We start from the raw sequence: 13549 nt of genomic DNA, 5'->3' as shown, positions 1-13549 counted from the left end.
CGCTGACCGATAACCGTCTGAATGACGGCCCAGCTCATGGGCTGGAGCTCTTTCACTTGCGTGTGTCCCAAAAGCGGCAGTGGTGTTCGGTGGAGCCGTCGCCATTGCTTCGGGCCGAGGAAAGGGAGCGGACGCGGTTCGCGCTCTTGCTGGTCAGGGGCTTCCATCGGGGCAGGCTCGGGTCGTTGGGATCGCCGGTGGCGGCGAAGCGGGTCCAGTAGGCGATCATCTGGTCGGCCAGCCGACGTTGGCTTGCCGAGAGGGGCCGGTCGGTGGCGGCGCCGGGGCCGTCGAAGAGGTAGGGCAGTTCCCCACCGTGGTAGGCGCCCAGAGGGAAGGCGGCGGGGATGGGAAACCCGGATGGTCTGGGGGCGGGGTCGTCGGCGAACTCGTATTGGTAGACGGGGGTCTTGCGGGCGAGCAGGCGGTTGCCCGCCTGGGTGGGGCAGGTCCAGCCGCGGTCGGTGGCGATGGCGGCCCATGCCAGGGAGGGGGAGCCGTGTGCGCTGACGGGATACCTGACCGCGACCCGCCGGGCGTCGGTGGCGAAGGCGGTGCGCAGGAACTGCTGATAGGTCTGCCGGCTCAGGGGCTGGCCCGGCCCGTCGAAGTACATGGCCACGAAGTATCGGGCCTCGTGCGCGGTGGTGCCGACCATGAGCGGCACCGGGTGGACGCGTCCCTCGGCCGCCGCCCGGCGCGGGTCGAGCGGCAGAGTGTCGCTTCCGTACGAGGGCGCCCAGGTGGCGGGAATCTTCTGCTGCGCGGCAAGCAGGGCCGGGGCCGGGGCCCGGCGCAGGCAGGCCATCGTCTGGGCGGCGTCGGTGCATCCGATCTGTTCGGCGGCGGCTGCGGCGATCTGTTCGCCGGACTGCCGTGATGGCCACACGGTGTCGCCGCCGGCGGGGTCGAGGCCCATCTGGCGCATCGAGCAGGTGCCGCTTTGGATGATCGCCTTGTCGAACAGCCCCGCCGCCGTGGGGGATGTCAGCTGGGCGCAGGTGCTGAACGCGCCCGCGGACTCGCCGAACAGGGTGATGTTGCGCGGGTCGCCGCCGAAGGCCGCCGCGTTGTGCCGTATCCAGCGCAGCGCGCCCTGCTGGTCGAGCAGGCCGAATGCGCCCGAGCCGGGCAGGGCGGGGTGGCCGAGGAAGCCGAAGATGCCCAGCCGGTAGTTGACGGTCACGACGACCACGCCCGCCTTCGCCAGCCGCCGGGTGTCGTAGTCGCCGCCGGCGCCCTGGGTGAAGCCGCCGCCGTGCAGCCAGACCATCACCGGCAGCCGTTGTCCGGCGGGCACGGCCCGGGGGGCGGTGACGTTCAGGTACAGGCAGTCCTCGGCGGCGCTGGCCGGGTTGGAGTCGGCGGGATTGGCGTTCTGCGGGCAGCGCGGGGCCGTGCGGGTGCCGTCCTTGACGCCTTTCCACGCTTGGACGGGCTGGGGCGGCTGCCAGCGCAGTGCTCCGGTCGGCGGTGCGGCATAGGGGATGGCGTTGAACCGCTGCAGGTCCTGGCCGATGTGAGCGCCGGTGACGGCGCCGGACGAGGTGTGCGCGACAGGCTGGCGCGAGCTCGATGCGGGGCCGGTGGCGCTCCCGCAGGCCGCGACGACGGACAGACCGGCCACCGCCGTGACCAGCCGCACGCGCGCCGTCCTGCGCGCCGTTCCTCGGGGTCTCATCGGCGCACCGCCCGATACGTCGCGCTGAGCAGGAACACGGCTCCGAGGGTGCCCAGGGCGAGATCGGCCCAGCCGGGGACGCCGACGGCGCGCAGGATGCCGGCGATTCCGAAGCTGGTGCCCCACTGCGCCTCGGTGATCGCCGAGCCGAACCCCTGCACGGTGAACAGAGCTCCGGCCAGCCACAGCGCCTTGTCGGCTGTGCGGTTGCGTGTTTGCGAACGACTCATGGGGCCTCCCCTTGTTCCGATGCGTACGCATCAAATAAACCGGAAAAGTTGATACGATGCAACCGCATCGAAACGTTGGCGGAAGGAACCCCATGCCCAAGCAGGTCGACTACGAGACGCGACGCCGCCACATCGCCGAAGCGGTCTGCGACCTGATCGACCGGCACGGCCCCGAAGGCGCGACCCTCCGGGACGTGGCGCAGCAGGCTGGGGTGTCCATGGGAGCCGTGCAGCGATGCTTCGCCACCAAGGACGAGATGCTCGCCTTCGCCCTGCACCACATCACCGAACGCATCACCGCGCAGGGCCAGGAGGAAATCGACGCCTCCGCCGCCAAGGAGTCGGCGGTGACCCTGCTCACCGCCACCCTGCGTACGCTCGCCCTGATCGAGCCACACCAGCGACGCGACGCCAGGATCCTGGCGGCCTTCACCGCCCACGCCACGGCCATCCCGTCCCTAGCGGAAATCCTGCGCCAAGCCCACGCCGAAACGCGCGACCTGCTGGCATGGCTGATCCGCTATGGCCAGCGAACCGGCGAGTTCCGCGACGACCTCGACGCCGACCTGGAGGCCGAGACCCTCCTGCCACTCGTCGAAGGGCTGACCTCGCTCGCCCTGCTTGGACACCGCCCCACCGTGCCCGCCCACGACACGCTGACTCGTCGTATCGACGGCCTGCTCATGCAGCCATCCCGGCCAAGCCGACCGGCCTCATCGACCGCAATCACCTGAGGGTGCCTTGCGAGCGCGACACCAGCGCTGCGTCCGTCACGCCACGTACGCCAAGACGCCTTCCAGAGGCGCCAGACGTTCACCGCCACGCTTGCCGTGTGATGTTCTTCACCGCCGGCGTCCGCAGCGGCCCTCAGCCGGTTGCTCTATGCGAGCGGGCCTTGCGGTGCGAATCAGCAGGATGGAGACCAATGGTTACGGGATAACCGTTGTTATCTGGGAAGATAGCGATCACGGACGTAGCGCGAGCTGGGCGGCCGTCGCCGACGCGGAGGCTTCGTTTCCCGGTTATCTGGCAACCCGGCGGATGGTGGAGGTCGACACGCTGGAACCGGTCATCGCCGAGCAACTCGGCCGTGCCCACCCGCTCGCCCGTGCGTGGCGGTGCTCCAGGTCGAGGTCCTCGACGTTCAGCGCCAGGATCTCCGCGGCCCGGGCCGCGGTCTCGTACAGCATCCGAAGCAGCGTCTTCTCCCGCAGCGGGATGTCCCGGCGCGACAGCAGCCGGTGGATCGTGACCTTGGCGACCGCGCGGGTCTCCTCGGCATTCTTTTTGCGGCGTCCGGCGTCGGCCGGGACCGACGGCACGGCCCGGTGCTTCCTGGTCTGGCACCACAGCAGCCAGGAGGCGATGGTGGCGCGGTTGCGGTTCCAAGTCGCCGGCGCGCTCGCCCCCCACAACTCGGTGAGCGCAGTGCCAATCTCGGCGTCGGTGACCTCGGCCACCGGCCGGTCCCGGCCCAGCAGGGCGATGACGCGATCGATGGCCGAGGCGTAGGCGCGATGGGTGGTCGAGTTGGCCGCACGCGGGCATCATCACCCTGGCTGATAAGGCGTATCAGGGTGCCGAGGGCCCGGTCCGCACTCCGTACAAGGGCAAGAACAAGCCCGCCTCCCAGAAGCAGGCCAACCGCGCCCATGCCCGCCTTCGCGGACCCGGCGAACGCGCCAACGCCCAGCTGAAGAGCTGGAAGATCCTCTGCAAGGCCATCGCCATCCTTCAGAACCACCGCGTTGCTCAGGCCGCCTGAGGATGAAAAAGGGTCATTGTTAAGGCTCGTTGATTTTGTGGGTGGGGTGCTCTCGTTGATTTACTGCAGCGGGGGCCCGACATGCTCGGTATCGTACTTGACCGCAAGCGCCTCGATGCGCGAGTCATTATCATTGATGACCCCGCCATTTTCCTGAGCGAGTGCGGCGATCTCGTAGAACAGCCCGTCCGGGCCGGCGGGCGCGAACATGACCAGGAACCTGGCCCGCTCGCGTCCGACCACCCGGGGCGCGTGGACCGTTTCGCGCGGCACCATGACGAGCGTGCCAGGCGTGGCGCTTACCCGCTGGTCGCCGATCTGGAAGTCCATCTGGCCCTGGAGGACATAGAAAAGCTCCTCGCTGCTGTGATGGATATGAAGAGGGGGCCCGAAGCCGGGCTCCGCCGTCCCCTCCATCACGGCGATGGAGCCTGAGCCATGGTCGGCGGTGACCTTGCCAAGCAAGTTGGGGATCAGCAGACCGTCGCCGGGGATCGGCCGGCCCTCGCCGGCCGGTAGGACGATCGCCCCATTTGGCAGGTAGCTCACGAGATTCCCTTCTGGACGGAAGCGGACTTTACGTGCAACATAAACGGACTATACCCCGTTTGTTTCGTCTCCGTAAGGTGGTGTTCTGGATGAGTAGCTGACATATGTTCGATCCACCTGTCTGCTGCGCGGGCATGAGCGTCCGGATTTGCGGATGGGCACGACTGCTGACGACTTTCAGGTGACTAGATCATCTGACCGTGGTGTGCGCCCGTCCTCGACAGGCTTGTGAATCGAGTAGTGGACGCACCCGGGTTTGGCGTGCATGGAGGTGGACGCACCCGGGTTTGGCGTGCATGGAGACGGCGAACTCCCTGAGCAGTTCGATGAACTCGTCGCGTCGCCCGTCCTTGACCTGCAACCGGTTTGCGAATACGAATGCCGACATGGCTGACTCCTTGGTGACGATTGTCTTTCTTAGCCGGGTCTTTTCCGCAGCCGCTGCGGGCGGCTGCGGAAAAGACTTCATTTCCAGTTCAGTATGAGAGTTCACCTAGTGTCTCGTGATCCCGTTGTATTACTTCGTGTTGTTGTCGACGAGCTTCTTGATGTTGGTCTGGACGAGGCGGACTTTGGTGAGGATCTCGCCGGTGGTCGCGGTCCAGGTGAAAGGTTTCGCGTTCTCGTTCCAGGAGCCGATGTAGTCGCGGATCTGCTTGATCAGGACGTTCACGCTGGAGAAGGTGCCACGGCGGATGGACTGCCGGGTGATGATGCCGAACCAGGTCTCTATCTGGTTGATCCACGATGACCCGACGGGAGTGAAATGAAATTGGATGTGGGGGTTCTTCTCCGCCGCGAGCGCCACGGATCGCGGCCGGGTGGCCGATGTCGGCGTCTTCAGTACGGATGGAGAAGGTGCGTATGGTCAGTCGCGGACGGTGAGGCCGATGGAGAAGCTGCTGCTGCGGACGGCTTTGCCGAACATGGCGCGCATCAACAGCACGCTCGTTCCTTCGAGCCAACGAGCGCTCGTCAGGTCGCCGGCGTCGAGCAGGCGCAGCGCGAGGCTTTCGACGAACAATGACACGCGCGCCTTGGCCCCGGCGTCGTCGCCAGCGATGAACACCTCCAGCGGGCGGGGATCCTCGGACGTGTAGGCGGCCAGCACGTGGCCGAAGACGGTGTTGAACGCCTTGACGACGTGCGCTCCCGTGGGAGCGCACTTGGCGATCTCCTGCGCGGCGGAACTGCCCTCTGGCGTGACCAGTCCCGTGAGGTCGGGATTGAACGGGTTGGTGATGTCGACGATCACCTTGCCCGACAGCGCGTTGCCGAACTGGCGCACGAGCGGTACGGCGTGGGCGTAGGGCACGGCGAGGATGACTATGTCGCCGGCCGGGGCTGCGCCGATCGTCCCCGCCGTGGCGCCGCCGATCACCCTGGCCAGAGCGTCGACCTTGGAAGCATCGCGCCTGGCCGACGCCGAAGCCGTCCTCAAACTCCGCGCCGTCCACACCAACGACGACCTGGACGGCGGGCCTTGATCCTTGATCTTGGACACACGAGACACTGGATCCTCAGGATCTGAGGACGAACATCTCGTGGTCATGAAGAACTATCCACCGCAGTTCAAGGCGGACGCAGTCGCGCAGTACCAGTCGCGGCCCGAGGCGACGATCCGGCAGGTCACCGCCGATCTGGGGATCAACTCCGAAACCCTGCGCAATTGGGTCCGGGACGCTGGTGCGAGCCGGCCAAGGGGGCGCCGGACACAGGTGCCGGCCGAGCCGCCGACGCCGTGCGCGCCGGCGGGCGTTCGATCACCTGGCGAGCCTAGCGGTCACGTCCGCCCGAGCCGAGCGACGGACGGGGACCACGTGACCACGCCGGTGTGCCAGCCACATGAGCACGACGGTGGCCACCACGCCGAAAACCACGGCGTACACACTGCCCTCCGGTCCGAAGTCGCCGCCCGTGACCAGCGCGGGACCCGACATCGTCGCGTCCAGTAGGCCCTGCGGGGTGTTGCTGCCGGACACCTTGGTGCTGAAGATGGCGCTCGCGGCAATGTTCCAGCCGAAGTGCAGACCGATCGGCACCCACAGCTTGCGGGTGGCGATGTACGCGGCGGTCAGCATTCCGCCTGCCTCGATGGCGATAGCGATGGCGCCCCACAGGGTGGCGTTCGCGTTGAGCAGGTGGATCAGGCCGAACAGCGAGCCGGTCAGCACGAGCGCGATCCAGGTTCCGGTCCAGTGCTCGACGTTCCGGAACAGGACACCGCGGAAGACCAGCTCCTCGGTCACGGCGGCACCCGCCATGATGCCGAGCAGGCCGACGGCGCTCGCCGGCGTGCCCAGGCCGTTGATCGTGTAATCGCCTAAGAAGGCGATGTTCGCGATGACTGCCCCGAACAGCGCGATGCCGAGCAGCGTGCCCCAGCTGATCCCCGCGCCTGCTCCCTTCAGCGACACCTCGACGGGGGCCCGGTGCTCGGTGCGCCGCACCACCCAGCCGTAGACCAGGACCGCGACGACCGCCGTCAGCAGGCCGGCGACGAGCGCCAGCCAGGGGTTGTCCTTCACCGCCGCGGTGCCCAGATTGCCGAGGATCCAGACCGCCGCAACCGCCAAGAGCTGCCATATCAGACGCACGATGACTCCTTCGTGAGAATCCGCGGCGGGAGCGCCGCGGGCTACTGGCAGGGGTGCGCTCAGCCGGGGAGGTCGACGCCGAGGGCGATGTCGAAGGTCCCTGCGCCGTTGCGGGCCAGGCCCATCAGCAGCGGCCCGACTCCTTCCAGCCAGCGGGCCATCTCCAGGCCGCCGACATCGAGCGGGCGCAGTCCGAGGCTCTCGATGAACGCCGACACGTCGGCCTTGGCCCGCGCGTCATCTCCGGCGAAGAACACGTCCAACGGACGCCCCTGGGCCAGCACGTGGCCGAAGACCGTGTTGAACGCCTTCACGACGTGCGCGCTCGCCGGGACTGCCTTGGCGATCTCCTGCGCACCGGACGTGCCTTCAGGGATGACGAGCCCGGTGGCGTCGGCGTTGAACGTGTTGGAGATGTCGATGATGAACTTGCCGGCCAGTGCATCCCCGTACTGGGCGACGACCGGTACGGCGCTGGCGTATGGCACGGCCAGGACGACGATGTCGCCGGCTGGGGCGGTGCCGAATGTCCCGGCCGTGGCGCCGCCGAGCGCGGCGGCCAGCTCCTTGGCTTTGGCCGCGTCGCGACCGACGACCTCGACGGCGTGGCCGCCCTCGACCGCGCGGGCGCCAATGGCGCGGCCCATACCCCCCAGGCCGATGATGCTGATGTTGCTCATGGTGTGCCTGCTTTCTGGAGCTGGATAGGACGCCACGCCCCACCCGTCGTTGTCAACGGCTGTGTCATCGACGCCCATTTGGTTAATGTGTGAACCAGAATGTACGTGGCACTTGGTTACCATGTCAACCAGACGGTAAAGTGGCGCGCGTGACCGAGCCGCGGTGGTTGGACGAGCGAGAACAGCAGGCCTGGCGCAGCTTGATGAAGATGCAGGACGGGCTGTCGGAGTTCATCGAGCGGCAGCTGCGCAACCGGTGCGGGCTGTCCGGCGCTGACTACCAGGTCCTGGCCCATCTCTCTGAGGCGCCCGAAGGGCGGCTGAGGTCGCTCGAACTCGGCCGGCTGTTGCGCTGGGAGAAGAGCCGCCTGTCGCAACACCTGGGCCGGATGCAAAATCGCGGCCTGGTGTCCCGCGAGCGGTACCTCGCCGACCAACGGGGGGCGGTAGTCGCCATCACTCCCCGGGGCAGCGACCTGATCAAGATCGCGGCTCCGCAGCACGTGGCCGACATCCGCGACGTGCTCATCGATCATCTCACCGCGACAGAGATGGCGATGCTCGTCACCATCGGCGACAAAGTCGCCGAACGGCTGGCGGCGCTGGAACACAAGCACTGATACCCGATCCGGACCTCATCGCTCACGAACTGCGTGCGTGTCAGACCGCTGCCTACAGAATCCCGCGGGCGCCGGCACAGCGGTTCGCGATGCACGACCCACAGCTACGACCCGCTTAACGCCTGACTTGATCAGCGATATGCCCTTGGAAGGCGCGGCTCACGGGTGCGGGGCTGAACTGGACGACGCTCACCCGCGCGGATCTCACCAACGCGACGCTGACGCACGCGAACATGGGATTCGCACGACTGCGCTCACCAAAGCCGGCCAACACCGAGTTAGATGGTGCGGATCTGTGCGGGGCGGCGCCGAAGGATGCCGACTTGCGGGGGTGCGAACCTGACCGGGCGCGGAGGGCTGGAACTCCTTGAGTTCGGTCTCGGTTGTCGTCGCGGCGATGGTCTCGATGACGACTTGGTAGCTGGTCAGTGGGCGGCCCCGCCAGTCGGCGGTGATGTGGCAGAACATCCGGTGCTCGATCTTGTTCCACTTCGAAGTTCCAGGAGGAAAAGGGCAGACCGTGATCTCCAGGCCGCTTTCGCGGGCGAAGTCGTGTAGTCGCTTCTTCCATGTCCGGTAACGGGGATTGTTGGAGCCGCCGGCATCCGCGGCGATCAGCAGCCTGGTGGCGTGGGGGTGGTCGAGACAGCCTCGGCGTCGCCACCAGCGGCGGATGGACTCCACCGCGAACTCGGCGGTGTCGTGATCGGTTCCGACGTTGACCCAGCCGCTGTTGGTGGCCAGGTCGTAGATTCCGTAGGGGATGACCACCGGGTGGTCGCTGGTGACCAGGGTGTGGCAGTCCACCTTGATCGGATCCTTTCCCGGCCGCCAGGTGCGTCCCGGCCGGTCGCGGTTACCGAGCCACTCCTTGGCCTTGGCATCGACGCTGATTACTGGCTCCCCGGCGTCGAGGAAGGCGGTGGCGGTGGCGTTGAGGTGGGCGAACTGGGCGTCACGATCCGGATGCCGGGTGCCTTCGGTGGTCTTGGCCGTGCCCTGCAGGTGGGAGAGGAATGCCGTGATGGCGCCGGCGTCGAGGTGGTCGAGGGTGAGCCTGGCCGGTGGGACGGACCGCTCGTCACGGAACCAGGCGATCAGAGGCTTGAACGTGTCGCGGTAGGAGGCGATCGTGCTGGGCGAGCAGCCGCGGAGCCCGGCCGGGTAGGAGGTGAGGAAGCGGCGCAGGGCGAGCGCGAAGTCAGTCGCCATCGGCCGGTCCTTCGGTGACGGGCGGCACGATGCCGCCGTACTCGCGCTGGAGGCGGGCGGCGATGTGCGGGTAGGACTCGGCGGTCAGCCGCAGGTAGTAGGCGGTGTCGCCGATTGAGGAATGGCTCATGTATGCCTGCAGGACCGGCAGCAGCGCTGACGTCCTCGCCGGCGGCGAACCATGTCCGCAGGTTATTGCCAGCCCGGCTGCCCGGCCATGCGCACGCGGTAGCCGCCCAGCCGTTCGCGCAGTGGCCCGGAGACCGGCACCTGCCGGTCCTTGCCGCCCTTGGCGTCGCGGATCTGCAGGACCCCGGTGCTGATGTCGACGTCGCCGGGGCGCAGCAGCCGGGCCTCGGAGACGCGCAGCCCGCAGGCGTAGACCGTCCGGAACAGCACCGGCATGACCAGGTGCCGAAACGGAGCCTCGGCACTCTAGCGGCAGCGGTCCGTCGCAGCGTGAGCGGCCCCGGTCATCGCGAGGCGGATGCCGAGTTATAGTTACAAAGTCGCGAAAAACGATGTTCCGCGGGTCCACCCGCCTGACATCGCTCGTACATCGATGCAGATGGTTCTGATCGGTGAGCGTCTCCTTGCCGAGATCGGGCGTCCCGTCCGCTTTTGGCGCTGACCATCGCCGACGCGTGTCGGCGCGACAGAGGAGCGCAGCATGCAGAAGACCATCGCCATTGTCGGAGCGGGACTGGGCGGGCTGACGCTCGCCCGGGTGCTTCAGGCTCACGGTGTCGCCGCGACGATCTACGAGAGTGAGGCTTCGGCGACGACCCGTGCGCAGGGCGGTCTGCTCGACATTCACGTAGAGACCGGACAGGTCGCGCTTCGCGCAGCCGGTCTCTACGACGAGTTCCTCACTCTGGTCCGCCCGGGCGAGGACGCCAAGCGCGTGGTCGACCGCCACGGCACGATCCTGTTCGACATGCCTGCGGACCCCGGTTCGGCCCGTCCAGAGGTGGATCGTGGCGAACTCAGGCGCCTGCTCATCGACTCGCTGGCGCCCGAGACGATCAGGTGGGGCCATAAGCTCGCCTCGATCCGGCACCGTGTGGAGGGCGGCTACGACCTCACCTTCGTGGACGGTTCCGCCACGCGCGCCGACATCGTCATCGGCGCGGACGGTTCCTGGTCGAAGGTGCGTCCGTTGCTGACTCCCGCCAAGCCTCTCTACAGCGGAATCTGCTTCATCGAGATCGCCCTCGCTTCGGGCGGCCAGGACTGTCGGGCGAGCGTGGCCGCGATCGGCAGCGGCACGCTGATGGCGGTCGCGCCGGGCAAAGGCATCATCGCCCATCGCTACGCCGACGGGCACGTGCACGGATACGTGGCGCTGAACAAGCCCGAGGAATGGATGAGGTCGATCGACTTCGGCGACCCGTCCGCGGGCCTGCGTCAACTTGCCGACGAGTTCGATGGCTGGTCGCCGCTGCTTACCGCCTTTGTGACACAGAGCGACGCGGAACTGTGGCTGCGACCCATCTATGCCCTGCCCGTCGGGCTCAACTGGGACAGGGTGCCCGGCGTGACGCTCGTCGGCGACGCCGCGCATCTGATGTCGCCCTTCGCCGGCGAGGGTGCCAACCTCGCCATGTACGACGGCGCTGACCTGGCGAGCAAGCTGGTTGAGCAACCCGACGTCGAGGTCGCGCTCACCGGCTACGAAGAGCGGCTGTTTCTACGTAGTAGCGACGTCGCCGGCCGCTCGGCGAAGAACCTGGAGATCTTCTTCGGCCGGGAAGCACCGCAGAGCGTAGTCACTCTGTTCGATCACTCCTGATGCCTCAGTCCGGTTTCGCGATCTTGTCGTGGACCCGGCGGGGAACGGGTACGGCCATCGCGTGATCATCGGGAGTTGTGTGGACTCCTGAAGATCGTGCGATGGCCGCACGGCATAGCCCAGACCCTGCCCGTTGGTGGGCGATGTTCGACCAGGTCATGGGCCCGGATCGCCACCGCCCAGATCGTGATCAACGCCCACAATCTGGCCTTCTGCGACTCCCATGGCCTGTGGATCCTGATCAGGGGCAACGCCGCGCCGAAGAGCGGGGCGGCGCCGCCGGCTGATCGGCGTGCACGGCGCGCTGGCCCGGCTGCTGAGCGTCACACAGCTCGTTGACCTGTTCCCGCCCTATGCCGGTCTCTCGCAGGCCGGCACCTGGCCGGGGCGGGGCTGACGGCGCGCGCTCACCTCCAGCGATCCGCTGTCCTGGCCTGCCGACCGTTTCCATCCGTCCCAGGCGTCCTGCCGTCGGGACGAAGGTGGTCATCGGTGACCGTCCCCGCATGTTCGCGCTCGCTGACGCGATTCGGCCGGCCGCGCGGGGCGGTGGTGTGAGCCACTGATGAGACCCATGTCAACTGGCTGCCGCACGTCCGGGCCAGCTGGACATTGCGCCCGGGCCGGCCAGGTCCCCACGCCGGGCAAGAACCGGCAGGTCACCGTGCTCGGCGCGCTGGAAATGACCACCGGCCGGTGGGTGTATCGGCTGGGCCGCCGGTGCGCGGCCGACTTCCTGCTCCTGCTGGATCAGGTGCTCGCCGCGTTCCCGGCCGCCCCGGCCATCGTGGTGATCTGCGACAACGACAGCATCCACCACGCCAAGGCGGTCACCGCCTACCTGACCGAGCACCCCCGGCTGGAACTGCTGTACGCGGCGCGTTACAGCCCGCACGACAACCCCGTCGAACGGATCTGGGCCGCGCTGAAAGCCTTCATCGCCAACACCGCCGTCACCTGGCCCGGCCGTCTGAGACAGATCCACGCCTTCTGCCGTGCACCGCCGTCACCTGGCCCGGCCGTCTGAGACAGATCCACGCCTTCTGCCGTGCACCGCTGCCGGTCAGGGGCCGGGGCGGAACGCCGAGCGTCGGCCGAGGCCGACCGCGATGAGTGCCACGGCTGCGAAGGCGATCATCACCGCGGGCAGGGCTTTCGCTCCGATGCCGTCGACGAAGACCGCGCCTACCGTGCCGGCTGCGAAGATCGCCAGGTTGAAGGCTGTGGTGACCATGGAAATGGCCGCGTCGGCGTGCTCGCCGGTGGCTGCTCCCGCGGCGGTCTGCAACTGGGTTGCCGAGCCGCCGAAGGAGAGTCCCCACAGGACGATGGCGAGGATCGTGAACGGCTTTGACCCCTGGGTGGCGAGGAGGACCAGGCCGGCGACGATGAAGAGGCCCACACTGGCCACGGTGAGGCGGCGGAGCATGCGGTCGACGAGCATTCCGGTGATCCCGATACCGCCGATCGCGGCGACGCCGAAGATGACAAGGACGAGGTCGGGCTTCATATCCAGGTGCTCCTGCCGCAGGTAGGGGGCGATGTAGGTGTAGAGGAGGTTGTGCGCGAGCAGCCAGAGGAAGACGACGCCGAGGATGGTCGCAAGGCCTGGGATGCGCAGCACCTTGAGGAGTGGAATACGCGTGCCCGCGTTCTGGCCCGGAGCGTCGGGGACGAGGATGAGCGCACTGATGAGGATGACAGCGGTGAACAGGGACGATCCGGCGAAGGCCCATCGCCATCCGACCGTCGAACCGAACCAGGTGCCCAGCGGAGTCCCTGCCGCGAGTGCGATCGGGATGCCGGCCATGGCGATGGCCAGGGCGCGTCCGGCGCGTTCCGGTGCGGTGATGCGCATCGCGTATCCGGCGAGCATGCCCCACAGCAGACCGGAGAACGCGCCTGCGACGAAGCGGACGAGGAGGGCGACGAGGAGGTCGGGGGCGAGTGCGGTGGCGGTGTTCGCGAGGAGGAATCCGAGGAGCCCGGCGCACAGCAGTGGTTTGCGCCGGGCTCCGCGGGTCAGCATGACCGCAGGGATCGCTCCGAGGACCGCTCCGACCGCGTAGACACTGACGAGTTGGCCGGCTGCGCCGTCGGAGATGCGCAGTCCGCGGGCGATCTGGGGGAGGAGCCCGGCCGGCATCGTCTCGGTCACGATGCCGATGAAAGTGGTGCAGGCCATCACGATCAGTGCCGGGAGCGGAAACCGGGGGACTGCTGGGCCGGAAGCGGGGGTGCTGCTGATTGCCGGCGGGTCGTCGGGCAGGGTGCTGCCGGATGCGGTGCCGCGGCGAGAGGGCGCCTGGGCGGAATCGGACACTTCTATCTCCTGTGGTACTGACGCGTCAGGCACGTTGACGTGAGGGGGATGGTGGGTGGATCGGGTGCGCATCAGCCGTTCTCGGCCCTAGGCCCCAAGC

16 protein-coding genes and 4 pseudogenes are annotated in these 13549 nt (G+C 67.8%); 7 read left to right on the top strand and 13 right to left on the bottom strand.

Annotated elements, in window-relative coordinates; translation table 11 throughout:
- Nucleotides 1-52: 52 nt before the first annotated feature.
- Both AB0H88_RS41790 and AB0H88_RS41785 read right to left on the bottom strand, forming a co-directional pair.
- Complete coding sequence (locus AB0H88_RS41790) at nt 53-1681, bottom strand: carboxylesterase family protein (protein ID WP_357654150.1); 1629 nt, start codon at nt 1679-1681, stop codon at nt 53-55.
- Nucleotides 1678-1911 (bottom strand): hypothetical protein, encoded by a 234-nt coding sequence (locus tag AB0H88_RS41785; RefSeq protein ID WP_357654149.1) that lies wholly within the window; start codon nt 1909-1911, stop codon nt 1678-1680. The genes AB0H88_RS41790 and AB0H88_RS41785 overlap by 4 nt, the downstream gene beginning before the upstream one ends.
- Before the next feature lie 92 nt (nt 1912-2003).
- On the opposite strand from AB0H88_RS41785, the gene AB0H88_RS41780 reads away from it, so the two are divergent.
- Nucleotides 2004-2645 (top strand): TetR family transcriptional regulator C-terminal domain-containing protein, encoded by a 642-nt coding sequence (locus AB0H88_RS41780; RefSeq protein ID WP_357654148.1) that lies wholly within the window; start codon nt 2004-2006, stop codon nt 2643-2645.
- A gap of 288 nt (nt 2646-2933) precedes the next feature.
- On the opposite strand, the gene AB0H88_RS41775 is transcribed toward AB0H88_RS41780, so the two are convergent.
- Nucleotides 2934-3371 (bottom strand): tyrosine-type recombinase/integrase, encoded by a 438-nt coding sequence (locus tag AB0H88_RS41775; protein ID WP_357654147.1) that lies wholly within the window; start codon nt 3369-3371, stop codon nt 2934-2936.
- A gap of 65 nt (nt 3372-3436) precedes the next feature.
- Here AB0H88_RS41775 and AB0H88_RS41770 point away from each other — a divergent pair.
- A pseudogene (locus tag AB0H88_RS41770) lies at nt 3437-3622 on the top strand (transposase family protein); the annotation flags it as partial.
- 114 nt (nt 3623-3736) lie between these two features.
- On the opposite strand, the gene AB0H88_RS41765 reads toward AB0H88_RS41770, so the two are convergent.
- From AB0H88_RS41765 to AB0H88_RS41750, 4 genes are all read right to left on the bottom strand, one after another.
- Entirely contained in the window at nt 3737-4225 is a 489-nt protein-coding gene (locus AB0H88_RS41765; protein WP_357654146.1) for a cupin domain-containing protein, read from the bottom strand.
- A 190-nt stretch (nt 4226-4415) separates the two neighbouring features.
- Nucleotides 4416-4613, bottom strand: coding sequence for an antibiotic biosynthesis monooxygenase (locus AB0H88_RS41760; RefSeq protein ID WP_357654145.1), 198 nt, complete (start codon nt 4611-4613; stop codon nt 4416-4418).
- A gap of 129 nt (nt 4614-4742) precedes the next feature.
- Nucleotides 4743-5033, bottom strand: coding sequence for a hypothetical protein (locus tag AB0H88_RS41755; RefSeq protein WP_357654144.1), 291 nt, complete (start codon nt 5031-5033; stop codon nt 4743-4745).
- Nucleotides 5034-5093: 60 nt separating this feature from the next.
- A complete protein-coding gene (locus AB0H88_RS41750; protein ID WP_357654143.1) occupies nt 5094-5666 on the bottom strand; it encodes an NAD(P)-binding domain-containing protein in 573 nt (190 codons plus the stop codon).
- Between the two features lie 109 nt (nt 5667-5775).
- Here AB0H88_RS41750 and AB0H88_RS41745 point away from each other — a divergent pair.
- A pseudogene (locus AB0H88_RS41745) lies at nt 5776-5916 on the top strand (transposase); the annotation flags it as partial.
- Between the two features lie 72 nt (nt 5917-5988).
- Here the strand turns inward: AB0H88_RS41745 and AB0H88_RS41740 are convergent.
- Together AB0H88_RS41740 and AB0H88_RS41735 are read right to left on the bottom strand one after the other, a co-directional pair.
- Nucleotides 5989-6822: a CPBP family intramembrane glutamic endopeptidase gene (locus AB0H88_RS41740; RefSeq protein ID WP_357654142.1), complete on the bottom strand. Its 834-nt coding sequence runs from the start codon at nt 6820-6822 to the stop codon at nt 5989-5991.
- Between the two features lie 59 nt (nt 6823-6881).
- A complete protein-coding gene (locus tag AB0H88_RS41735; RefSeq protein WP_357654141.1) occupies nt 6882-7502 on the bottom strand; it encodes an NAD(P)-binding domain-containing protein in 621 nt (206 codons plus the stop codon).
- Between the two features lie 149 nt (nt 7503-7651).
- Here AB0H88_RS41735 and AB0H88_RS41730 point away from each other — a divergent pair, with 149 nt between their 5' ends.
- Together AB0H88_RS41730 and AB0H88_RS41725 are read left to right on the top strand one after the other, a co-directional pair.
- Nucleotides 7652-8122, top strand: coding sequence for a MarR family winged helix-turn-helix transcriptional regulator (locus AB0H88_RS41730; RefSeq protein WP_357654140.1), 471 nt, complete (start codon nt 7652-7654; stop codon nt 8120-8122).
- Nucleotides 8123-8259: 137 nt separating this feature from the next.
- A complete protein-coding gene (locus AB0H88_RS41725; protein WP_357654191.1) occupies nt 8260-8493 on the top strand; it encodes a pentapeptide repeat-containing protein in 234 nt (77 codons plus the stop codon).
- On the opposite strand, the pseudogene AB0H88_RS41720 reads toward AB0H88_RS41725, so the two are convergent.
- From AB0H88_RS41720 to AB0H88_RS41710, 3 genes and pseudogenes are all read right to left on the bottom strand, one after another.
- Nucleotides 8489-9127, bottom strand: a pseudogene (locus AB0H88_RS41720) (ISAzo13 family transposase); the annotation flags it as partial. The gene AB0H88_RS41725 and the pseudogene AB0H88_RS41720 overlap by 5 nt on opposite strands.
- 196 nt (nt 9128-9323) lie before the next feature.
- The gene (locus tag AB0H88_RS41715; RefSeq protein WP_357654139.1) at nt 9324-9464 is read right to left on the bottom strand and encodes a hypothetical protein; all 141 of its coding nucleotides are present in this window, start codon (nt 9462-9464) and stop codon (nt 9324-9326) included.
- A 62-nt stretch (nt 9465-9526) separates the two neighbouring features.
- Complete coding sequence (locus AB0H88_RS41710; protein ID WP_357654138.1) at nt 9527-9739, bottom strand: tyrosine-type recombinase/integrase; 213 nt, start codon at nt 9737-9739, stop codon at nt 9527-9529.
- A gap of 265 nt (nt 9740-10004) precedes the next feature.
- Here AB0H88_RS41710 and AB0H88_RS41705 point away from each other — a divergent pair, with 265 nt between their 5' ends.
- Nucleotides 10005-11126, top strand: a complete 1122-nt coding sequence (locus AB0H88_RS41705) for an NAD(P)/FAD-dependent oxidoreductase (protein WP_357654137.1) — start codon at nt 10005-10007, stop codon at nt 11124-11126.
- 537 nt (nt 11127-11663) lie between these two features.
- Nucleotides 11664-12126, top strand: a pseudogene (locus AB0H88_RS41700) (IS630 family transposase); the annotation flags it as partial.
- A gap of 63 nt (nt 12127-12189) precedes the next feature.
- Here AB0H88_RS41700 and AB0H88_RS41695 read toward each other — a convergent pair.
- Complete coding sequence (locus AB0H88_RS41695) at nt 12190-13449, bottom strand: MFS transporter (RefSeq protein ID WP_357654136.1); 1260 nt, start codon at nt 13447-13449, stop codon at nt 12190-12192.
- Between the last annotated feature and the right edge of the window lie 100 nt (nt 13450-13549).

This window comes from Nonomuraea sp. NPDC050680 (assembly GCF_040654555.1).
GTDB lineage: Bacteria > Actinomycetota > Actinomycetes > Streptosporangiales > Streptosporangiaceae > Nonomuraea.
Note: the sequence above shows the minus strand (reverse complement) of the source record. Positions and strands in the feature narration are given on the sequence as shown.